At 72.5% G+C, this 21,092-nt stretch carries 15 protein-coding genes and 1 tRNA gene; 6 read left to right on the forward strand and 10 right to left on the reverse strand.

Features of this window, described 5'->3' with window-relative positions; genetic code table 11:
* Positions 1 to 28 precede the first annotated feature (28 nt).
* Both ACWC9R_RS08095 and ACWC9R_RS08100 read right to left on the reverse strand, forming a co-directional pair.
* Entirely contained in the window at positions 29 to 1,855 is a 1,827-nt protein-coding gene (locus ACWC9R_RS08095) for an AMP-dependent synthetase/ligase (RefSeq protein WP_450729539.1), read from the reverse strand.
* Positions 1,856 to 2,109: 254 nt separating this feature from the next.
* Positions 2,110 to 2,973 carry a LysR family transcriptional regulator gene (locus tag ACWC9R_RS08100; RefSeq protein ID WP_450729540.1) on the reverse strand — a complete coding sequence of 288 codons (864 nt, stop codon included), beginning with the start codon at positions 2,971 to 2,973 and terminating at the stop codon, positions 2,110 to 2,112.
* A gap of 224 nt (positions 2,974 to 3,197) precedes the next feature.
* Here ACWC9R_RS08100 and ACWC9R_RS08105 point away from each other — a divergent pair, with 224 nt between their 5' ends.
* Positions 3,198 to 4,271: a bile acid:sodium symporter family protein gene (locus tag ACWC9R_RS08105; protein ID WP_450729541.1), complete on the forward strand. Its 1,074-nt coding sequence runs from the start codon at positions 3,198 to 3,200 to the stop codon at positions 4,269 to 4,271.
* A gap of 175 nt (positions 4,272 to 4,446) precedes the next feature.
* On the opposite strand, the gene ACWC9R_RS08110 is transcribed toward ACWC9R_RS08105, so the two are convergent.
* Both ACWC9R_RS08110 and ACWC9R_RS08115 read right to left on the reverse strand, forming a co-directional pair.
* Positions 4,447 to 6,396: an exo-alpha-sialidase gene (locus tag ACWC9R_RS08110; protein WP_450729542.1), complete on the reverse strand. Its 1,950-nt coding sequence runs from the start codon at positions 6,394 to 6,396 to the stop codon at positions 4,447 to 4,449.
* 256 nt (positions 6,397 to 6,652) lie between these two features.
* Complete coding sequence (locus ACWC9R_RS08115) at positions 6,653 to 7,597, reverse strand: quinone oxidoreductase family protein (protein WP_450729543.1); 945 nt, start codon at positions 7,595 to 7,597, stop codon at positions 6,653 to 6,655.
* Between the two features lie 139 nt (positions 7,598 to 7,736).
* Between ACWC9R_RS08115 and ACWC9R_RS08120 the strand changes: the two genes are divergently transcribed.
* Entirely contained in the window at positions 7,737 to 8,180 is a 444-nt protein-coding gene (locus ACWC9R_RS08120; RefSeq protein ID WP_450729544.1) for a MarR family winged helix-turn-helix transcriptional regulator, read from the forward strand.
* 29 nt (positions 8,181 to 8,209) lie between these two features.
* Here ACWC9R_RS08120 and fdhD read toward each other — a convergent pair whose 3' ends face one another.
* A complete protein-coding gene (fdhD, locus tag ACWC9R_RS08125) occupies positions 8,210 to 9,067 on the reverse strand; it encodes a formate dehydrogenase accessory sulfurtransferase FdhD (protein WP_450729545.1) in 858 nt (285 codons plus the stop codon).
* A gap of 775 nt (positions 9,068 to 9,842) precedes the next feature.
* Between fdhD and ACWC9R_RS08130 the strand changes: the two genes are divergently transcribed.
* Positions 9,843 to 10,229, forward strand: coding sequence for a chorismate mutase (locus ACWC9R_RS08130; protein WP_362601099.1), 387 nt, complete (start codon positions 9,843 to 9,845; stop codon positions 10,227 to 10,229).
* 397 nt (positions 10,230 to 10,626) lie between these two features.
* Positions 10,627 to 12,222 carry an aldehyde dehydrogenase family protein gene (locus ACWC9R_RS08135; protein ID WP_450729546.1) on the forward strand — a complete coding sequence of 532 codons (1,596 nt, stop codon included), beginning with the start codon at positions 10,627 to 10,629 and terminating at the stop codon, positions 12,220 to 12,222.
* Positions 12,223 to 12,243: 21 nt separating this feature from the next.
* Here ACWC9R_RS08135 and ACWC9R_RS08140 read toward each other — a convergent pair whose 3' ends face one another.
* Positions 12,244 to 13,578 (reverse strand): DUF2254 domain-containing protein, encoded by a 1,335-nt coding sequence (locus ACWC9R_RS08140; protein ID WP_450729547.1) that lies wholly within the window; start codon positions 13,576 to 13,578, stop codon positions 12,244 to 12,246.
* Positions 13,579 to 13,683: 105 nt separating this feature from the next.
* On the opposite strand from ACWC9R_RS08140, the gene ACWC9R_RS08145 reads away from it, so the two are divergent.
* Positions 13,684 to 13,771: transfer RNA gene (locus ACWC9R_RS08145), tRNA-Leu, on the forward strand.
* 303 nt (positions 13,772 to 14,074) lie between these two features.
* Here ACWC9R_RS08145 and ACWC9R_RS08150 read toward each other — a convergent pair.
* Genes ACWC9R_RS08150 through ACWC9R_RS08160 form a run of 3 tightly spaced genes read right to left on the reverse strand, consistent with a single transcriptional unit; the run spans position 14,075 to position 18,694 of the window.
* Entirely contained in the window at positions 14,075 to 15,637 is a 1,563-nt protein-coding gene (locus ACWC9R_RS08150; protein ID WP_450729548.1) for a GMC family oxidoreductase, read from the reverse strand.
* Positions 15,638 to 15,653: 16 nt separating this feature from the next.
* Entirely contained in the window at positions 15,654 to 17,237 is a 1,584-nt protein-coding gene (locus ACWC9R_RS08155; protein ID WP_450729549.1) for an APC family permease, read from the reverse strand.
* Positions 17,225 to 18,694, reverse strand: coding sequence for an aldehyde dehydrogenase family protein (locus tag ACWC9R_RS08160; RefSeq protein ID WP_450729550.1), 1,470 nt, complete (start codon positions 18,692 to 18,694; stop codon positions 17,225 to 17,227). Before ACWC9R_RS08160 ends, ACWC9R_RS08155 begins: the two co-directional genes overlap by 13 nt.
* Positions 18,695 to 18,930: 236 nt before the next feature.
* On the opposite strand from ACWC9R_RS08160, the gene ACWC9R_RS08165 reads away from it, so the two are divergent.
* Entirely contained in the window at positions 18,931 to 19,428 is a 498-nt protein-coding gene (locus tag ACWC9R_RS08165; RefSeq protein ID WP_450729551.1) for a DUF6314 family protein, read from the forward strand.
* A gap of 90 nt (positions 19,429 to 19,518) precedes the next feature.
* Here ACWC9R_RS08165 and ACWC9R_RS08170 read toward each other — a convergent pair whose 3' ends face one another.
* Positions 19,519 to 21,042: a hypothetical protein gene (locus tag ACWC9R_RS08170; RefSeq protein ID WP_450729552.1), complete on the reverse strand. Its 1,524-nt coding sequence runs from the start codon at positions 21,040 to 21,042 to the stop codon at positions 19,519 to 19,521.
* Positions 21,043 to 21,092: the final 50 nt, after the last annotated feature.

Here is a 21,092-nt window from a genome sequence, read left to right on the forward strand (position 1 = left end):
CGCCGTCCGGCAGCCACGGCCCCGCCCGTCACGTCCGGTACAGCGCGTCCACCTCGACCGTGTAGGCCGTCTCGATCGCCTTGCGCTTGAGCTTCAACGACGGTGTCAGCAGCCCGTGTTCCTCGCTGAACTGGTTGGCCAGTATCCGGAACGTACGGATCGACTCGGCCTGGGAGACCAGCGTGTTGGCGGCGACGACCGCACGCCGGATCTCGGTCTCCAAGTCCGGGTCGCGCACCAGGTCGGTGGGCGGCAGCTCCGGCTTGTCGCGCATGGCCAGCCAGTGGGTGACCGCCTCCGGGTCCAGCGTCACCAGCGCGGCGATGAACGGCCGGTCGTTGCCGACGACGATGCACTGGGCGACCAGCGGATGCGCCCGTACCCGCTCCTCCAGGCCCACCGGCGAGACGGTCTTGCCGCCGGAGGTCACCAGGACCTCCTTCTTGCGGCCGGTGATCGTCAGATAGCCGTCCTCGTCCAGCGCGCCCAGGTCACCGGTGGCGAACCAGCCGTCGTGCAGCACGGCATCGGTCGCCTTGGTGTCGTTGTGGTAGCCGTGGAAGACCTGACCGCCGTACAGCCAGACCTCGCCGTCCTCCGCGATGTGCACGGTGGTGCCCGGTACGGGGGTGCCGACGGTGCCGAAGCGGGTCCGCTCCGGCGGGTTGGCGGTGGCGGCCGCGGTGCTCTCCGTCAGGCCGTAGCCCTCGAAGATCCGCACGCCGGCGCCGGCGAAGAACAGCCCGAGCCGGCGCTCCATCGCCGAGCCGCCCGACATCGCGTGCCGCACCCGGCCGCCCATCGCCGCCCGGACCTTGCTGTAGACGACCTTCTCGAAGAACTGGTGCTGCATCCGCAATGAGGCGCCGGGTCCGGAGCCGGTCCCGAAGGCCTTGTTCTCCTGCGCCTCGGCATAACGGACCGCGACCTCGACGGCCTTGTCGAACGGCCCCACCTTGCCGTCCGCCTCCGCCCGGCGCCGGGCCGCGGCGAAGACCTTCTCGAAGATGTACGGCACGGCCAGGATGAACGTGGGCTGGAACGTCTGGAGGTCGGGCAGGAGCGCACGGGCCGCCAGCTCGGGCTGGTGGCCCAGCTTGACCCGGCCGCGGATCGCCGCGACCTGGACCATCCGCCCGAAGACATGGGCCAGCGGCAGGAAGAGCAGCGTGGCCGCCTCGTCGCCCGGCTTCGAGTGGAAGACCGCCTCGTAGCGCAGCACGATGTTGTCGGCCTCGGCCATGAAGTTGGCGTGCGTGATCAGACAGCCCTTGGGGCGGCCGGTGGTGCCGGAGGTGTAGATGATCGTCGCCGTGGCGTCCGGGGTGACCGCCATCCGGTGGCGGTGCACCACGTCGTCGTCGATGTGCGCACCGGCCGCGGTCAGTTCGGCCACCGGGTCGGCGTCCAGCTGCCACAGCTTGCGCAGCTGCGGAAGCCGGTCGATCACCGAGCCGACGGTCATCGCATGGTCCTCGTGCTCGACCAGGCACGCGGAGACGCCCGCGTTGTGCAGCATCCAGAAGACCTGCTCCGCCGACGAGGTCGGATACAGCGGCACGGACTGGACGCCGATGGACCACAGCGCGAAGTCGAAGAGGGTCCACTCGTAGCGCGTACGCGACATGATGCCGACGCGGTCGCCGAACCGGACACCCTGGGCGAGCAGGCCCTTGGCCAGGGCGAGGACCTCGTCCCTGAACTGTCCGGAGGTGACGTTCTGCCAGTTCCCCGCGTCGTCCTTACGCGCCAGGGCGACGCGGTCGGGGTCGGTTTCGGCGTGCTCGTAGACGGCATCCGCCAGCCCGCCGACCCGGGGCGCGGTCGCCAAAGGCGGGACGGTGAACTCGCGCAATGACCCAGCTCCTCGTGGTGTTGCTCACAAGGCCGCGACCGTACCCCACCGTGACGGCATCCGGCAGGGTCGTACCACGTGGCGAACGCGGCCGCACAGGAACTGGCCAACGGGAGAAAACGGGTGACTCGGGAGAAGCGGGTACACGCGCCAGCTGGTTCAACGCCGGACGATCACGGCGCCGGGACCATATCTGCACCAAATCTCTGCACGTGACAGCGGGTCGGCCGGTCCGCGCCGCGCCCTGCCGACGGTCAGGGCAGCTGCAGGCGGTCGCCGCCCGCGAGGATCGCGTCCGCCAGGGCCACCGCCGGGCCCCGCGCCGCGCGGTCGCGCTGTCCGTACAGAAGAACGAAGTCCACGCCGCCCAGTTCCGGAAGTCCAGCACGTGGCTGAATATGAACCAGACCTGGCGGGATCATGCCCTTCGTATGAGCCATTACGCCCAGGCTCGCCCGAGTTGCGGCAATCAGTCCGTTGAGGCTTCCGCTGGTGCAGGCGATCCGCCACTCCCGCCCCGCGCGCTCCAGCGCCTCCAGCGCCCGGGCCCGGGTCAGCGCGGGCGGCGGGTAGACGACCAGCGGCACCGGGCGCTGCGGATCGAGGCGCAGCCGCTCGGCCCCCACCCACACCAGCCGGTCGCGCCACACCAGCCGTCCGCGTGAGTCCTCCGGGCGCCTTTTGGCCAGCACCAGATCCAGCCGGCCGGCCGCCAGCAGCTCGTGCAGCGTCCCCGACAGCTCGACGGTCAGCTCCAGATCGACCTCGGGGTGGTCCCGCCGGAACTCCTCCAAAACCTCCGGCAGCCGGGTCAGCACGAAGTCCTCGGAGGCGCCGAAGAGGAGCCTGCCGCGCAGCCGGGTGCCCGCGAAGAAGCTCGTGGCGCGCTCGTTCGCCTCCAGGATCGTGCGGGCGAAGCCGAGCATCGCCTCGCCGTCCTCGGTCAGTGCCACGCCATGGGTGTCCCGGGCGAACAGCCGGCGCCCGGCGGCCTCCTCCAGCTTCCGTACGTGCTGGCTCACCGTGGACTGCCGCAGCCCGAGCCGGTGCGCGGCCTGGGTGAAGCTCAGCGTCTGCGCCACGGCGAGAAAGGTGCGCAACTGGGCGGGGTCGAACACGGGCTCTCCGTTCTTGGCCGCGCCGCCGGCCGTCTCCCCGGGCGGGGCTTCGGGAAGCCTGCCGCGGGGCGCTCATCGGACGGTGTCTCTCGGTCGGGGCTCATCGTGCAGTGCGATAACAGTGACCACGGTAAGCGGGGTTCCCGATCGGTGCAGGTCACGGCAGGCTGGGGGAATCCGTTCAGGCCCCGTGCCCCGAGCCGCCGTACGACCGAAGAGAGACCATGCGCCGCCCGCCCCTGCCCCGTTCCCTGTCCCGGCTGCCCGTCGACGGCTACATCCTGGCGCTGGTGGGCACCGTCGCGCTGGCCGCGCTGCTGCCCGCCGGCGGCGTGGCCGCCACCGCCGCCGAGGGAGCCTCCACCGGAGCCGTCGCGCTGCTCTTCTTCCTCTACGGCGCCCGGCTCTCCACCCGCGAGGCGCTGGACGGACTGCGCCACTGGCGGCTCCATCTCACCGTCCTGGCCTGCACCTTCCTCGTCTTCCCGGTGCTCGGCCTGGCCGCCCGCGTCCTGGTACCGCAGATCCTGCCGCCCGCCCTCTACACCGGGCTGCTGTTCCTGTGCCTGGTGCCGTCCACGGTCCAGTCCTCGATCGCCTTCACCTCCGTCGCCCGGGGCAATGTCGCGGCGGCGATCTGCGCCGGCTCGTTCTCCAGCCTCGTCGGCATCGTCGTCACCCCGCTGCTGGCGGGCCTGGTCCTGCACGGGGACGGCGGGGGGTTCTCCGCCGGGGCACTGGTCTCGATCGTCTGTCAGCTGCTGCTGCCGTTCCTCGCCGGGCAGTTGCTGCGCCGCTGGGTCGGGAACTGGCTCACCCGGCACAAGAAGGCCCTCGGTTACGTGGACCGTGGCTCGATCCTGCTGGTCGTCTACGCCGCCTTCAGCGCCGGCATGGTCCAGGGCATCTGGCACCAGGTCTCGGCGCTGCGGCTGCTGTGCCTGCTGGGGGTGGAGGCCGTGCTGCTCGCGGTGATGCTGTCCGCCACCTGGTACGGCTCGCGCAAGCTCGGCTTCCGGCGGGCGGACCGGATCGCGATCACCTTCGCCGGCTCCAAGAAGAGCCTGGCGTCCGGTCTGCCGATGGCCAGTGTCCTCTTCGGCGCGCAGGCCGGGCTCGCGGCGCTGCCGCTGATGCTGTTCCACCAGATGCAGTTGATGGTGTGCGCGGTCCTCGCCAAGCGCCTCGCGGCCTCCGCGGCCCCGGAGCCGGCGGTGGCGGGCGCCGCTGCGGGAAGTGCCGGGCCGGCGGAGGCCGCGGGGGACGCGGACGCGGTGGCGGGCGGGCAGCGGCGTTAGCGGAGCCTCGCGGTTCGGCTGACGCACTCCCGTCCCGTACGGGGGAGTTGTGTGCGCCCAGCCCAGCCCAGCCCAGCCCAGCCGGGCGTCGCGGACCGCCCCGCCCGCAAGACGCCCTCGGCCCGCCCGGACGCGAACGCGCCGGGCGGGCCGAGGGCGTCGTCCGTCGTGCCGCTCAGTTCCTGGCGCCCCCGCGCACCCGGTCCAGCGACAGCCCCAGGACCAGCGGGCCGTTCACCGGGGCGTTGTCGGTGCGTACGCGGGACAGCTCGGCGTCGGTCAGCGCCCGCCGGTAGACGCGTACCTCGTCCAGCGCGCCGGTGAACTGGGCGCGGCTGTCCGGCTTCTGGCCGAGGTGGACGCCGAAGACCGAGCCACGGCTGGCCGACCCCGGGACGTCGGGGGCCACGGTGGTCTCGCCCCCGTCCACGGTGAGCAGCAGCCGGCCGCCACTACGGCGCAGCGCGAGATGGTGCCAACCACCGTCGTTGTGGGCGGCGTTGGTCACCGCCTGGGCGGTGGCGGCCGGCCGGGCGCCGTCGACGGCCGTGCGGCGGGCGACGACCCGGTGGTGGGCGGGGTCGCCCGCGACCGAGATCTGCGGGGAGCGGGTGCCCACCCCGCCCATCCACAGCAGCGGCTGTTCGCCGGTGGTGGCCTCCGAGCGGAACCACAGGCTGCAGGTGAAGTCGTCGCCGCCCAGGGGGAGCGAGCCGCGGAAGGGCAGGCGGACCGCGTCGTCGGCGCCGTCGAAGGACAGGGCCTGCCCGAAGCGGCCGCCGGTGCCACGGGCGCCGCCCAGGACGAGCGCGGGCCGGGCACCGGGGGCGGTGTCGCGGGTCGTCGGGTCCGGGGCGCGCCGCGGACCGAGCCAGTCCTCGGTGAAGCGGGCGAAGCGGATCTCGTCCCGGGCGTCGGCCGCACCGCCCTCGTACATCAGGCCGGTGACCTCACGGGAGACGGCGACCAGGTCGGAGTAGCCGGACCAGTCGGTGGCGACCCGGGCGCCCCGGTCGACGCCCTCCCAGGTGCGGCCCTCGTCGTAGGAGGAGCGGAGGGTCATGGTCCGGCGCCGGTCGGGGTCGGCGGGCGCCGCGAACAGCGTGCGGCCGGTGCGCGAGCCCGGCAGACGCAGCGCCGAGCCCTGCACCATCGGGGTGTAGAGGCCGGGGAGGGCGCGGAACGGTGCGGCGAAGGAGCCGCCGCCGTCGCGGCTGACCGCCGCGGTGCGGTGGCCCAGATCGGTGCCGTCCTGTTCGCGGCCGTTGACGTAGACCGAGCCGTCGGAGCGTTCCAGGAGGGTCATCTCCGAGGGCTTCTGACGGAACGTCCCGTCGGCGGCGACCGGCCAGCTGTCCAGCGCGCCGACCTTCCAGGTGGTGCCGCCGTCGTCGCTGTGGACCAGCGCGGCGTGGTTCGCGGTGACCCGTCCCTCCGCGTAGCTCTCGGCGTTCATGCTGAACAGCAGCCGGCCCGCGTGCCGTCCGTGGGTGAGCTGGATGCCGTGCACCGGACCGGTGGCGTACCAGGAGTTCCACCGCGGGGGGCGGATGCTCGCGGTCAGGTCCCGGGGCGGGGACCAGGTCGCGCCGTCGTCGTCGCTGTACTGGAGGTGCGGGGTGCGGTCACAGGGGACGTCGCAGCTGAGGCCGTCGGTGCGGCCCTTGTTGTAGGTCTCGGCGAGGACGATCCGGCCGGTACGGCGGTCCACGACGGGCGCCGGGTTGCCATGGGTGTCGCCGCCGCCGCGGTTGATGACCTGGAGCGGGCCCCAGGTCCGGCCGCCGTCGGCGGAGCGCTTGAGGACGAGGTCGATATCGCCCGCGTCGCCGCAGTCGTGCCGCCGGCCCTCGGCGAACGCGAGCAGGGTGCCGTGGGTGGACCGCACGACGGCCGGTATACGGAAGCAGTGGTAGCCCTGCTCCTGGGACGCCTTGAAGAGGACCTGCTGCTCGAATCCGCCTACGGGGGCGGCGGTTCCCGGCGCACCGTGCGGCGCGGCCTGGGTGGGGACGGTCGGGAGGAGGGCGAGGGCGGTGGCGGTCAGCGCGGCGAGCAGGGCCACGGCGCGGCGGCGCCGGGGTCTGCCGCGGGGGCTGGGGTGTGCGCGGAGAACTGACGTCATGGTCCGGCCTGCCCTTCGAGGCATCGGCGTCGGGTCATCAGGACATCCCACGTCCTATGTGCATCGCGACGGAAGCTACTGCCGTGCGCGGACCGCGACAAGGAGCGTGCGGCGCTTCTCCGTGCCGCACCCGGAATTCACTCTCCCGGCCCGCAGGAACTGCGCCGGGTGCGGCAGATGCGGCGGATGCGCCGCCGGGGCCGGGAGGGCTGGATGCGCCGGGTGCACCGGATGTTCCGTACCGGCCCGCCCGGCCTCACGGCCGCAGCACCACCTTGCCGAGGTTGGCCCTGGCCTCGATGATCTCGTGGGCCTTCGCGGCCTCCGCCAGCGGCAGTTCGGCATGGACGGCCGCCCGCAGTCGGCCGGCGCCGGCCAGCTCCCACAGCCGGGTGCGGTGCTCCTCGTACAGCTCCCGGTGGACGGTGGAGAAGTGGCGCATCGTCAGCCCGGTGATGGTCTTGGCGCCCGCCAGCAGCTCATACGCCGGAACCGTGCCGCCGCCCGAGTTGAAGAAGACCAGTCGCCCGCCGGGGGCCAGCGCGGCCAGCGCGCGGGGCAGCAGATCGCCGCCGACACCGTCCAGGACGATATCGGCCGGCGCGCCCCAGGACTCCTGGTCGTAGGTCACCACCTCGTCGGCCCCCAGCTCACGGAGGAACTCCGCCTTGGCAGCCGAGCTGACGGCGGCCACCACCCGCGGCACCCCCTGGAGCTTGGCCAGTTGGACGGCGAGATGCCCGGTGCCGCTGGCCGCGCCGGTGATCAGCACGGATTCGCCGTCCCGCGGTGCGGCGGTACTGAGCGCGGCGAGCGCGACCTGCCCGCTGCGCACCAGCGCCACCGCCGCCACCGCGCCCGCCCCGTCCGGGACCGGGCTCGCCAGGAAGGCGGGCGCGAGGGCGAGTTCGCTGTAGGAGCCGGTGAGGGTGAGGGAGGTGACGCGGTCACCGAGGGCGAAGCCGGTGACGTCCGGGCCGAGCGCGACGACCGTACCGGCGATCTCGCCGCCGGGCGCCCCGGGCAGCGGATCGCCACCGCCCTTGCCGTCGCCCCGCACCCGCCGGACGCACGGCAGGGTGACGCCGATCGCCTCCGTACGGACGAGGAGTTCCCCCGGACCGGGCACCGGAGCCGCCGCGTCCTCTTCGACGCGCAGCACCTCGGGACCGCCGTAGGTATGGAATCGGACACGGCGCATGGGCGGGCACCTCCGGGGTTCGAGGGCCGGCGGGCGTCGGCCGGATTTCATTGGGCTTCCCAACGATAGCCAGACTTCATTGGCGCCACCAACGATTTTTCGTTGGGTGCGCCAATGGATTTCTCGATACCGTGACCGCATGGCCGACACCCCGTACGCCCCCAGCCGTATCCGCGCGCTCCCCAGCTGGCTGCTGGGCCGCGCCGCCGCCCGTGGACACCGCCTGGTCGCCGAGGCCCTCGCCGCCGAAGGCCTGCGGATGACGCATCACGCCGTGCTCGCGGCGGTCGCCGAACTCGGCCCGGTCTCGCAGGCGGAACTCGGCCGGACGCTGGCCATCGACCCCAAGGACATGGTCGCGGTCGTCAACGACCTCCAGCGGGACGGACTCGTGACCCGCACCCCCGACCCCGGCGACCGGCGCAAGAACGCCGTCGAGATCTCCGCCGACGGCCGGCGGCGGCTGCGCCGCACCCAGCGGCTCGGCGACGAGGCCAACGCGGAGCTGACCGCGGCCCTGACCCCGGCCGAACGCGCGCAGTTGATCGACCTGCTGACCCGGATCGCGCGGCCGGCGGAGTGACGCGGCCGGCCGGTGCGCGGGCCGCCGCCTCAGCCGGTGGCGGCCGCCGTGTCGTCCAGGGCGAGCCGGTGCTCACCCGCGTACACGTTCATGGAGCTGCCGCGCAGAAAACCGACCAGGGTCAGTCCGGTCTCGACGGCCAGATCGACGGCGAGCGAGGACGGCGCCGACACCGCGGCCAGCACGGGGATGCCCGCCATCACCGCCTTCTGCGCCAGCTCGAACGACGCCCGGCCGGAGACCATCAGCACACAGGAGGACAGCGGCAGCCGCCCCTGCTGCAGCGCCCGTCCGACGATCTTGTCGACGGCGTTGTGCCGCCCCACGTCCTCCCGGACGTCGAGCAGTTCGCCGTCCGTCGTGAACAGCGCCGCGGCATGCAGGCCGCCCGTCCGCTCGAACACCCGCTGGGCGGCCCGCAGTCGGTCGGGGAGGGCGCTGAGCACCTCCGGTCCGATCCGGACCGGAGTGCCAGGGGAGGTGTCCAGGGACCAGCGGGCGGTGGTGCGCACCGCGTCCAGACTGGCCTTGCCGCACAGCCCGCACGACGAGGTCGTGTAGACGTTGCGCTCCAGGCTGATGTCCGGGACCGGGACCCCGTCAGTGAGCCGGACGTCGACGACGTTGTAGGTGTTCTGCCCGTCCTCGGTGGCCCCCGCGCAGTAGACGATGTTCGCCAGGTCGCCGGCCTCCGCCAGGACGCCCTCGCTGACGAGGAAGCCGGCGGCGAGCGCGAAGTCGTCACCGGGGGTGCGCATGGTGATCGCCAGCGGCTTGCCGCCGAGCCGGATCTCCATCGGTTCCTCGGCGACGAGGGTGTCCGGGCGGGTGCTCACGGCACCGTCGCGGATGCGGATGACGCGGCGTCGCTCGGTGACCCGTCCCATGTCTGATCATTCCCGTCCGCACCGGGCCGGCGCCGCCCCGGTGCTGTGTGTGCCGAGGGCCGCAACGGCCCTTGATGCGGATCGCCGCGAACCACCGGCCGAAGTGGGGCGCGGTGACCTTGGCGTTCCCATTCTCCTGTACGAGGCAGGCGGGGCGGTGCGCCGGGGACGGTCGGCGCACGGCGGTCGGCGGGGCACCTTCTCGCCGGAGTTTTCCCTGTTCGGACGCGGTCCGTACGGCGGGGCAGTGGTCCGGATCTCGGGAAAATCGAGGAGTGGAAGAGGGATGGGCGGGGTGTGGGGTGGGTAGGTGCCTGAGCCGGGGCCGGGTCAGGCGCCCGGATCATCCGGGGCCGGCCGACCGCCGCGGCCCGCGAGGTATGGCCCGGTGTCGGGATCTGTGGGGGATTCCGCCACCGGGCGTACCGAAGAACCAGCCCGCCCCTACGGGCACGACGAGGGGCTGTCACCCGTACCGGCGACTCCGGCCACCGCCACCGGGACCGCGCCGAACTCCTCCGCGCCCCGGCCCTGTTCACCCCTTCCGGCCTTCTCGACGGCTCCGCCGCCGTTCGGTCTCCCCTGACCTGGTCGCCTCCGGTCCGGCCGGCCCGGCACCCTCCCCGTGGCCGAATCCGGATCACCCCGTTCCGATCCGCGAGACCAGCCCGGGCCGTCGGCTGTCGTCCGGGTAATGTGCAGACGATCACGCAGGACGTACCCGAAGCACCCCACCGCACCGGGCACCCGACCGAGCACGAATGGCGAGACGCACATGAGCGAAGGGACAGCACCGGCGGGCGGCGAAGCGGCCTCCGTCGCCGACGAGGCGGCCCGGGAGCGGCTGCTCTATCTGCGCGGCAGCATCGACAACCTCGACGCCGCCCTGGTGCATCTGCTCGCCGAGCGCTTCAAGTGCACCCAGCAGGTCGGCGAGCTCAAGGCCCGGCACAGCCTGCCGCCCGCCGACCCGGCCCGGGAGGCCGCGCAGATCGAGCGACTGCGCCGGCTGGCCGAGGACGCCAAGCTGGACCCGGCCTTCGCCGAGAAGTTCCTCAACTTCATCATCGGCGAGGTCGTCCGCCACCACCGGGCGATCGCCGACCGTACGCACGAGGAGACGGCGGAACCGGCACGACCGGCCGGACCCACCGCGGGCTGAGCCCCGTACGCACGACGGACGGCGGGGCACCGCCCGCGCGACAGCACCCGCGTGGGCGCCCCGCGTTCCGCTGCACGGCCGGCAGCGCGCCGGCCGCAGGGCGCAACGCACAACGCACGGAAACGCCCCGGCGGGCGCGCCCCTGCCGCACCCTCGCGCGGAGCCCGGCGGCGCCCCGCGCGAAGAATGGCGCGGCCCGTCCTTGACCGCCGTACCCCACGGTCGCCTCACCCAGCTGGCCCCGCCGCGGGCGCCGAGTGACACTCGCCATATCTGACGCCGGACCGTCCCGCAGTGTCGCCGCGCCCACTACCGTCCAGTAACACGGTTCCTCCGGGAGCCGCACGAGCGCCACCACCCTGCCCCTCCGGCCGTGCACCGAGAGCGGAGACACCTGATGGCCACCACCCCCGCATCCCCCGCCGACCCGGGGCGCAGCGCCCGCCCCGCGCCCGCCCCGACGCTCAGCCTGAAGCCCGGTACGTCCTGGCAGGACGCCTGGCAGCGCAGCCTGGCCGCGGCCCCCGAGGCGTTCCGCGACGACCAGGCCCTCAACCTCTGGGGCGCCGCCTGGCATCCGGACGGTCACCCGCTGCCCGCCACCAGCCCCGTCGACGGCAGCCCCATCGCCGGCCCGCCCCGGCTCGACGCGGACGCCGCGCTGCACGCCGTACGCGCCTCCCTCGACCAGCACCGGGAGTGGCGCCACGTCCCGCTGACCGAACGCAAGGCGCGGATCTCGGCCACTCTCGACGCGCTGACCGAGCACCGCGAACTGCTCGCCCTCCTCCTCGTCTGGGAGATCGGCAAGCCCTGGAAGCTGGCACAGGCGGACGTCGACCGGGCCATCGACGGGGTCCGCTGGTACGTCTCCGAGATCGACCGGATGCTGGTCGACCGGTCGCCGCTGCCCGGCCCGGTGAGCAACATCGCGAGCTGGAACTACCCGATGTCCGTCCTGATCCACGCCATGCTGGTGCAGGCGCTGGCCGGCAACGCGGTGATCGCCAAGACCCCCACCGACGGCGGGCTGGTCTGTCTCACCGTCGCCTGCGCCCTGGCCGTACGGGAAGGCGTCCCGGCCACCCTCGTCAGCGGCAGCGGCAGTGAACTCTCGCCCTCCCTGGTCCGCTCCCCGGAGATCGGCTGCGTCTCCTTCGTCGGCGGCCGGGACACCGGTGCCCGGGTCGCCACCGCGGTCGCCGACCTCGGCAAGCGTCACGTCCTCGAACAGGAGGGCCTCAACACCTGGGGCATCTGGAACTTCACCGACTGGCAGGCCCTGACGCCGCTCCTCCGCAAGACCTTCGACTACGCCAAGCAGCGCTGCACCGCCTACCCCCGCTTCGTCGTCCAGCGCGAGGCCTTCGCCGACTTCCTCGCCACCTACCTCCCCGCCGTGCGCAGCGTCCGTTTCGGCCACCCGCTGGCCGTCGCCGACCCCGCCGACCCGCTGCCCGAACTCGACTTCGGCCCGCTGATCAACGCCGCCAAGGCCAAGGAACTCGCCGATCTCACCACCGAGGCGATCTCCCGGGGCGCGGTCCCGCTGCACCGCGGCAGTCTGGCGGACGGGCACTTCCTGCCCTCCCAGGACACCTCGGCCTACTTCCCGCCGACGACGCTGCTGGCCCCGCCGCCGTCCTCCCCGCTGCATCACGCCGAGCCCTTCGGCCCCGTCGACACCCTCGTCCTCGTCGACACCGAGGCGGAACTCCTCGCCGCCATGAACGCCAGCAACGGCGCCCTGGTCGCCAGCCTCTCCTGCGACGACCAGGAGGCCTACGACCGCCTCGCGCCGCAGATCCGCGCCTTCAAGGTCGGTCATAACAAGCCCCGTTCCCGGGGCGACCGGGACGAGCTGTTCGGCGGCTTCGGCAACTCCTGGAGCGGTGCGTTCGTCGGCGGTGAACTCCTCGTCCGCGCGGTCACCGAGGGCCCGCCGTCCGAACGCCTGCCGGGCAACTTCCCCGACTACCACCTGATGCCGTAGCCAGGGCCCGGACCGGCTGCCTCAGCCGATCCCCTGCCGGTCGGGGGACGAGGCGAACCGCCGGTCCGGGGCCGCCGGCACCGCACGCTCCACCGCCTGGAGCAGGAGGGTGCGGTGCCGCACCAGCGGTTCCCGCCGCGGCTTGGGTGCGAGCCGCAGCAGATCGTCGATCCCGGCCAGCATCCGCCGGGTGACCTGCGGACTGTGCACCGCGGCCGCCCGGATCTCGGTCAGCCCCAGGTCCACCAGATCGGTCCAGGCCGGAACGTTCTGCACCAGCCGCACCGCACCCCGGCGGTCCCGGTGCTGCACCGCCCCGAGCGGCCGCCCCACCACCACCGCGAGAATCTGCACGATCCGGTCCAGGCACTGCACGGCCGTCGTCGGATCGTTCACCGCCGGCGACAGCGCCCGCAGCGCGATGTCCGACAACTGCCGCAGCCCCAGGCCGAGATCCTGGTGAAAGGTGCGCTCGACCCCCACCGACACCGTGCGCCGCAGGGCCCACCGGGGCGGCGCCGTCCCACCGTGCACCGCCAGCACCGGCGTCCCCGGCAGCACGAAGTCCCCGACCCGCGGCAGCAGCCGCAGCACCACCCCCTGCCGCCGCGCCACCCGCACCAGCCGCGCCACATGCACATCCAGCACGACCCCGGCCCGGCCGGTGTGCGCGACGCGGACCGTCTCGGGCGCCAGGGAGCCCCCGTCCTCCGGCTCCTCCCCGCCGGTGCCCTGCCGGGCCAGCATCCGCAGGTTCTCCCGGGTGATCCGGTCGACCACCGGCCCCACCTGCATCAGCCGCAGCGTGGCCGACACATACGCGATGAACAGCACCAGGCTGAGCCCCACCAGCACCATCGTCAGCAGGTTCTGCACCACGGGCACCGAGGTGATCTGCCGGACGTTGGTCTCGCTCTCGTACGAGGTGAGCACCAGCAGCGAGAACAGGAAGGTCGCCAGGAAGACGGTGAGCGTGATCTTGCTGATCCGGCTCCGGACGAAGATCCGCACCACCCGCGGGGTGAGCTGACCGCTGGCCATCTGCACCGCGACCAGCGAGATGCTGAAGACCACACCGATGAAGGTCATCATCGCCGAGCTGATCGTGGTCACGATCGTCTTGGTGTCCTCGGCGATCGACACCAGCTCCCGGACCGCCGCGTACTCCTTCTCCCGCTGCAACAGCGCGATGATCTCGAGGTCCAGCCTCGACGCCCCCCACCACAGCAGCACCGCACACAGCAGCCCCGCCGACGGTGCGAACCAGAAGGTGTCCCGCAGATGCTCCCGCAGCGGCGACAGCGCACGTGGCCTGCGCGGACCGGCAAGATGCACGACATGTCCCTCATTGCCCATAAATCGAGGTTATGTGGGCGACGGATACGCAGGTGAAGGGCACTCCGAAAGCTTGGTATTGTTGTCCATGTCGCCGCGGGGAACGCCCCGCGACGATCACACCTAGTCCGGGTGGCGGAATGGCAGACGCGCTAGCTTGAGGTGCTAGTGCCCTTTATCGGGCGTGGGGGTTCAAGTCCCCCCTCGGACACCAGCGAAACCCCTGCTCAGCAGGGGTTTTCTGCATTTCTGGGGCAACGGGGCAAGTGATGTCCAAAATGCCTGTTCTATTCCCTTTGGTTGGGAGTATCCTGAAGACCGGCCTACGGGGCGAGCGAGGGAGTTCGACCGGACTGGCCTCGGAGAAGGGAACTCTGGTTCTCGCCGGGGACAAGAGGAAAGGTCGGGCTGAGAGGCCGGAAGGTCGTAAGACCGGACGGCGACCCCCAAGCACCTGATCCGGACAATGCCGGCGAAGGGAGCCCACCTCGTAGGTCTTTGGTGTGCGCGGGGCGGGTCAGCCGCCGCGCATCATCTCCGCGCACTTCTCCCCGATCATCATCGTCGTGATGCAGGGGTTCACCGCCGGCAGGAACGGCATCACCGAACCGTCGGCCACCCGCAGACCCGTGACGCCCTTGACGCGCAACTGCGGGTCGAGTGGCGTCGCCTGGTCGTCGGCGGCGCCCATCCGGACCGTGCAGGCCGGGTGGTAGACGGTGTTGTGGGTGGTGCGGATGTAGTCGAGGAGTTCGGAATCGGAGTGGGCGGAGGGGCCCGGGGCGAGTTCGGTGCCGGCCCAGGCGGCCATGGCGGGCTGGGAGACGATCTCGCGGGCGAGCCGGAGACCGTGGGTCATCACGCGGATGTCGTGTTCGTCGGTGAAGTAGCGCGGGTCGACCCTGGGCTTGTCGCGGAAGTCGCGGGTGCGCAGCCGCACGGTGCCCAGGGAGCGGGCGCGGGTGACGTTCGGGGTGAGGCAGAAGGCGTTCTCCGAGGTGGGGTAGCCGCGGCGGTAGGTGTTCATGTCGAAGGGCACCTGGCCGTAGTGGAACATCAGGTCCGGGCGGTCCAGCCCCGGCTCGGTGTCGGCGAAGATGCCGATCTCCCACCACTGGGTGGAGGAGCGGACCATGGGCCGCTTGGCGTCCCACATGATCACGCCCTCCGGGTGGTCCTGGAGGTTGGCGCCGACGCCGGGGGAGTCGACGAGCGGTTCGATGCCGGTGGCCCGCAGGTGGGTGGCCGGGCCGATGCCGGAGAGCATCAGGAGCTTCGGGGTGTCGATGGAGCCGCAGGAGACGACCGTCTCGCGGCGGGCGGTGACGGTGCGGGTGTGGATCAGGTCGGGGGCGAGGTAGTCGACGCCGGTGCAGTGCCGTGCGGAGTCGAAGTTCAGCCGCCTGGCCTGGAGCCCGGTGCGGACCTCCAGGTTCTTGCGGGTGCCCATGACCGGGTGGAGGTAGGACACCGAGGCGGAGGAACGGGTGCCGTCGGGGCGGCAGTTGATCTGGAACCAGTTCGCGCCCCGGATCACGGTCCGGCCGGTGTTGAAGGCGGTGGTCGGGATGCCGGCCGCCGCGCAGGCCTCCAGGAGGGCGACCCCGCACGGGTCGTCCGGCGGGACGCTGCGCAGGACGACCGGGCCGGTGCGGCCGTGGTGGTCCCCGGGGCCGTCGTTGCTCTCCAGCCGCTGGAAGAGCGGGAAGCAGTCGGCCGCGCTCCAGCCCGTACAGCCCATCGCGGCCCATTCGTCGAGGTCCTCGGCCGGGGTCCAGAAGGCGATACAGGAGTTGTGCGAGGAGCAGCCGCCCAACACCTTGGCGCGGGCGTGCCGCAGGAAGCTGTTGCCGTTCTCCTGCGGCTCGACCGGATAGTCCCAGTCGTAGCCGGACTCCAGCAGTCCCATCCAGCGGTCCAGGCGCAGCACGTTGTCGTCGCCGACGTCGGAGGGGCCGGCCTCCAGGAGGCAGACGGTGGCCGTCGGGTCCTCGCTGAGCCGGGCCGCCACGACGGAACCGGCCGTACCGCCGCCGACCACGACGTAGTCGAACTCGTCCACAGGTGCCTCTTCGGACATCGTGCCGTCTCCAGGTTCAGGGGGTGGGGTTGCCGGTGTCGCCGGAGGTCTTGCTGTCCGGGTGGACGGCGGCGTGCATGGCGAGGACGCCGGTGCGCTTGCGCTGGACGAACCAGTAGTAGGTGAAGCCGCCGATCGCCACGACGCCGATGAACAGGAAGGCGCCCCAGCGCAGATACCAGTGCTGCGGGCCGGTCGCGTTGTAGACGGCGGCGCGCGGCCAGGCGAGGTTGAGGGACATGCCCAGGCCCCAGAGCACCGCCAGGACGTTCACCGGCAGGCCGAACCTGCCCAGGGAGAACTTCCCCTTGGCCGGCGTCCAGTTGCCCCGCAGCCGCTGGACCAGCATCGGCAGGGTGACCGACAGGTAGGCGAGGTAGATCATGATGATCGCGATGCTGGTGATCACCGAGAAGATCTGCGGCTGGTTGACGTTGATGACCAGGATGCCGATCGCCACCAGGCCGATGATGACGGCCGGCAGCACCGGCGTCTGGAAACGCGGGCTGACCTTGGCGAGCAGGGAGGCGGCCGGGAGGTTGTTGTCCCGGGCCATCGCGAACGCGAGGCGGATGCCGGCGGTGTGCACCGCCAGTTCGCACACGGTGATCGCGATGACCACACACCAGAGCACGATCTGCCCGATGGTCGAGCCGAGCGTGGAGAGCACCACGTACTGGAGACCGTCCACCTTCAGCTGTTCGGCCTGGAGGTCGGGCACGGACATCAGGGCGAACAGCAGGATCAGACCGCCGATGAGGAAGGACGCGATCAGCGCCCGGAGGATCGCGCGGGGGGCGTTGCGGCCGGGGTCCTTGGACTCCTCGCCGAGTGACGAGGCGGTGTCGAAGCCGTACATGACATAGGCAGAGGCCAGCGACGCGGTCAGGAACGCACCGAAGTAGCCGAGGTTCTCGCCCGCGCCCAGACCGAAGGTGTCGGTCACGACGTCGGGGCCGCGGGTGACATGCGCCGCGAGCAGCAGGATCAGAATGATGGCGGCGATCAGCTCGATCGCCACGCCCGCGGAGTTGATCCGAGCCATGAGCTTGACGCCGAACGCGTTGACCAGCGTGGTGAAGGCGATCAGTACGGTGCCGAGCAGGACGGCGTTCTCGGCCGCGGACTTGCCGGTGCCGTCGCCGATGAACTGGAACCACGACGAGATCTGCGGCAGCGTCACCTGGTAGGCCAGCGCCACCGCGGACAGCGAGACCATGGTCGCGGTCAGCATCATCCAGCCGCCGAGCCAGCCGATGTGCGGGCCGCCGAGCTTCTTGGCCCAGTTGTAGACCGATCCGGCCACCGGGTAGCGGGCGGCCAGCTCACAGAAGCACAGCGCCACCATCAGCTGTCCGACGAAGACCATCGGCCAGGACCACCAGTACGCCGGGCCGCCGTGGGCGATGCCGAAGTAGAAGAGCTGGAAGGTGCCGGTGAGGATGGAGATATAGCTGATACCGGCGGCGAAGGTGTGGAAGTTGCCCAGGGTGCGCTTGAGTTCCGGCTTGTAGCCGAGCTCGGCGAGCGAGTCGTCGTCGTGTGATCCGTCCGCCCGGGTGCCGGGGCGGGGGGACTCGGGGCCGGTCACTCGAACCACCTCTGGGGTCGTGGTGCGGTGTTGCGCCAGATGTGCTTGGCCTCCTGGTACTCGGCCAGCCCCGCGGGTCCCAGCTCGCGGCCCACGCCGGACTGCTTCATGCCGCCCCACTCCGCCTGCGGCACATAGGGATGGAAGTCGTTGATCCACACCGTGCCCGCGCGCAGCCGGGCGGCGACCCGGTGGGCACGTTCGCTGTTCTGCGTCCACACCGCCCCGGCCAGCCCGTACACCGTGTCGTTGGCGAGCGAGACCGCCTCGTCCTCGTCCCGGAAGCGCTCGACGGTCAGCACCGGTCCGAAGCTCTCGTCGCGGACGACGGACATGTCCGGGGTGCACTCGTCCAGCACGGTCGGCAGGTAGTAGAAGCCGTTCGCCAGCGAGGGGTCGTCGGGCGGGGCGCCGCCGCAGAGCAGGACCGCCCCCTCGTCGAGCCCGGCCGCCACATACGCCTCGACCTTGGCGCGGTGCGCGGCCGAGATCAGCGGGCCGGTGCGGGCGTACTCGTCGAGCGGCCCGCCGAGCCGGATGCGCTGGGCGCGGGAGACCAGTTCGTCGACGAAGGCGTCGTGCAGCTCCTCCTGGACGAGCAGCCGGGCGCCCGCCGAGCAGACCTGCCCGGAGTGCAGGAAGACCGCCATCAGGGCGTAGTCCACCGCGGTGTCGAAGTCGGCGTCCGCGAAGACGATGTTGGGGTTCTTGCCGCCCAGCTCCAGCGCGATCTTCTTCACGGTGGGCGCCGCCGCGGCCATGATGCGGCGGCCGGTGACCAGGCCGCCGGTGAACGAGACCATGTCCACCCGCGGGTCCTCGGTCAGCACCGCTCCGACGGACGGGCCGGTGCCCAGCACCAGGTTGGCGGCGCCGGCGGGCAGCCCGGCCTCCGCCAGCAGCCGCATCAGATGGACGGCGGTGTGCGGGGTCAGCTCACTGGGCTTCAGGACGAAGGTGTTGCCCGCGACCAGACAGGGGGCGACCTTCCAGGCGGTCTGGAGCAGCGGGTAGTTCCACGGAGTGATCAGCGCGCAGACGCCGACCGGCTCGTGGCGCACCGTGCTGTCGATCTCCGCGGCACCGGCGTCCACCACCCGGTCGGTGCCCCCGGCCGCGCCGAGGTTGCCGAAGTGACGGAAGCAGTTGGCGATGTCGTCCATGTCGTAGCCGCTCTCGACCAGCCGCTTGCCGGTGTCCAGCGACTCCGCCTTGGCCAGGACGTCGCGGTCGCGCTCCAGCAGCTCGGCGACGCGCAGCACCAGACGGCCGCGCCCGGCCACCGGTGTGCGGGGCCAGGACCCGTCGTCGAAGGCCGTACGGGCCGCGGAGACCGCCGCTGCGGCGTCCTTCGGCCCGGCCTCGTCCACGGTCGCGACCAGCGTGCCGTCCGCCGGGCAGCGGATCTCGCGCACCTGCCCGTCGGCCGCTGCGGTCCACTGACCGCCGATGAACAGCTCCGGCATGGTGGTGCCTCCGGTCTCCGGGCTCGTACGAGGCGGCCGCGGTGGGCGCGGTGCCCTGGCCGACGGTGTCGGGCCGCCGGTCGGCCCGCCGCCGTGCGGACCTTCGGTGACGATCACTGCACCGAGAGTAAGGCGGCCGGTGCGGCTCCGCACGGTGCGAGGGGCCGGGGGAGAGGGGAGCGGCGCCGGGTGGGGCCGACGGAGTGAGGCGTCAGGACGGGCGGGAGAATGGGCGGATGGGCAGTGAGCTGGGCCGGGAGCGGCAGCCGGAGCGGGAGCGGGACGAGCCGGCCGCGGGGCCGTACCCCGTCCCCGATGTGGCGGCGTACCTCACCGGCCGCTGGCGCATCGAGCGCACCGTGTCCGACCTGCGGTCCGGCGCCGAGGGCAGCTTCCGCGGCACCGCCGAGTTCCGGCCAGGACCGGCGGGCGAGGGGCTGCTGCACCACGAGGAGGGGCAGCTCAGCTGGGGCGGGACGGTGCATCCGGCGTCCCGCACGCTGCGCTGGCGGCCCCGCCCGGACGGCACCGCCGCGATCGACTTCGCCGACGGCCGGCCCTTCCACGACCTCGACCTCAGGCCCGGCCGGTGGACCGCCGTCCACCCCTGCGCCGCGGACCGGTACGAGGGGACCTTCACCGCCGTCGGGCCGGACACCTGGCGGCTGGAGTGGCGGGTCGGCGGACCGGCCAAGGACCAGGTGCTGCGCTCGGTGTACCGGCGGCTGGGGTGACCCGCGGCCGGACCGGCCCGGCCGCCACAGCGCACGGCACCCCCGGGGACATGCTGTCCCCGGGGGTGCCGGTGCCGGTCGGGAGCGGGATCAGGCGGGGGGCAGCTTCCCCCGTCCGAAGAGCTTCCGCTCGTCGTGCAGGGCGAACGGCGTGGTCCGCAGGTCCGCGATCGTGATGCCGAAGATCTTCAGTTGCAGCATCAGCTCGGTCTTCAGGTCGTAGCCCGCGCTGAGCGCCCACGCCGGGGCACCGCCGTCGGACGCCCCGGCGGCCCGCCCGGTGAGATGGACGGACAGATCACCGCCGACGCCCGCGGTGTCGTAGAGGAACACCTCGGCGTGCGCCCCGACACGGGCCGTCGCGGTGGCCGCGCCCGCGACCCGCGGAGCCCCGCCCTTCGTCTGCTGCCGCGCCTCGTGCAGCGGCTTCCACCCGCCGTGGTCGCGGTCGTAGGTCGCGCCGACGGCGAACGAACCGGCGGTGCGCTGGTCGGCGTCGAGCACGATGCGGCCGTCCGCGGTGAAGCGGTAGGTGAAGGTGACCTCGGTGCTGACCACGACGGGAACCGGGCCCACCCAGAAGACATGCCGTCCGGTGACCGCCGCGAGCGGCACCGCGACCTGCCCGGTGTCCGCCTTGCCCTTGACCTTGCCGTGCACCTGCCAGCCGTAGCCGTAGGAGCCGCCCAGGCCGATGGCCGCGCGCTGCGGCAGCAGGTTCAGCCCGCCGCGCTTCTCGTACTGGAAGATCAGCTCGGGAGTGAACGAGACCTCGCCGGACAGCCGGGCGGGGGACTTGGCGGTCGCCTGTACGCCCTTGGGCAGCGGCACGTTGACGCCCAGCCGCAGGGTGGTGAGCGCCTTCCGCGCCTCGGGCGACAGCGCGCTGCCGGACGAGCCGGGGGTGGGGCGGACCGCGGACGGGGCGAGCTGGGTGCGGACGCCGGAGGAGCCGGACGCCGAGGGGCTCGGGGAACCGGAGGCGGTGGCGTCCGGGCTGCCGGACGGCGTGCCCGGACCGTCGGACGGAGTGGCCGGGCCGCCGCTGTCCGAACCGGCGCCGGAAGCGGGCTTCTTGACGGTGACACCCGAGGAGAGCGGCCTGACCGAGACCTCACCGGGCCGCAACGCCGCGCGCTGGTCCACCTTCTGGTCGCCGAGCAGCTCCGAGAGCGTGGCGGGGGCGGTGGTCACCCGCACCTTGCCGTCGCGGGAGCCGGTGACCTTGCCGACCTTGAACAGCGCACCCGAGGGGGCGTGCCGGTTGGGCGCGGCGGCGATCACATCACCGGTCCGTACGGTCCTGCCGGCCGACGGCTTGAGTTCCGCCTGCTTGCGCTGCGCGTCGTACGACGAGAGCTGCACGGAGACCGAGTTGCCGGAGCGGGTCGGCGCGTCGGACGGCCGGGCCACCGCGGCGGTGCCCTCCGGGCCGGAGGCGCGGGCATCGTCGGGCACGGCACCGGGGGCCGTCGGCCCGGCGGCGGGTATGCCGGCCGAGGACGTGCGCGGCTCGTCGGGGCCCGAGAGCAGGGCGTGGGTGCCGAGGGCGGCGGGGACGAGCACGCCGATCGCGGCGGCGGGCACCGCGATACGGCGCCAGGAAACAGCCATGGAATTCCTCAAGGGTGCGGGGGACGGGGGAGGACAGCGGGGCCGCGCAC

The organism is Streptomyces sp. NPDC001219, assembly GCF_053597915.1.

What these genes read in the sequence shown, in the direction of transcription:
- ACWC9R_RS08165 (WP_450729551.1), top strand. Translation starts at nt 18,931, where the DNA reads ATGGGCAGTGAGCTGGGCCGGGAGCGGCAGCCGGAGCGGGAGCGGGAC.
- fdhD (WP_450729545.1), bottom strand. Translation starts at nt 9,067, where the DNA reads ATGGGACGGGTCACCGAGCGACGCCGCGTCATCCGCATCCGCGACGGT.
- ACWC9R_RS08130 (WP_362601099.1), top strand. Translation starts at nt 9,843, where the DNA reads ATGAGCGAAGGGACAGCACCGGCGGGCGGCGAAGCGGCCTCCGTCGCC.
- ACWC9R_RS08160 (WP_450729550.1), bottom strand. Translation starts at nt 18,694, where the DNA reads ATGCCGGAGCTGTTCATCGGCGGTCAGTGGACCGCAGCGGCCGACGGG.
- ACWC9R_RS08110 (WP_450729542.1), bottom strand. Translation starts at nt 6,396, where the DNA reads ATGACGTCAGTTCTCCGCGCACACCCCAGCCCCCGCGGCAGACCCCGG.
- ACWC9R_RS08105 (WP_450729541.1), top strand. Translation starts at nt 3,198, where the DNA reads ATGCGCCGCCCGCCCCTGCCCCGTTCCCTGTCCCGGCTGCCCGTCGAC.
- ACWC9R_RS08135 (WP_450729546.1), top strand. Translation starts at nt 10,627, where the DNA reads ATGGCCACCACCCCCGCATCCCCCGCCGACCCGGGGCGCAGCGCCCGC.
- ACWC9R_RS08120 (WP_450729544.1), top strand. Translation starts at nt 7,737, where the DNA reads ATGGCCGACACCCCGTACGCCCCCAGCCGTATCCGCGCGCTCCCCAGC.
- ACWC9R_RS08150 (WP_450729548.1), bottom strand. Translation starts at nt 15,637, where the DNA reads ATGTCCGAAGAGGCACCTGTGGACGAGTTCGACTACGTCGTGGTCGGC.
- ACWC9R_RS08140 (WP_450729547.1), bottom strand. Translation starts at nt 13,578, where the DNA reads ATGGGCAATGAGGGACATGTCGTGCATCTTGCCGGTCCGCGCAGGCCA.
- ACWC9R_RS08170 (WP_450729552.1), bottom strand. Translation starts at nt 21,042, where the DNA reads ATGGCTGTTTCCTGGCGCCGTATCGCGGTGCCCGCCGCCGCGATCGGC.
- ACWC9R_RS08115 (WP_450729543.1), bottom strand. Translation starts at nt 7,597, where the DNA reads ATGCGCCGTGTCCGATTCCATACCTACGGCGGTCCCGAGGTGCTGCGC.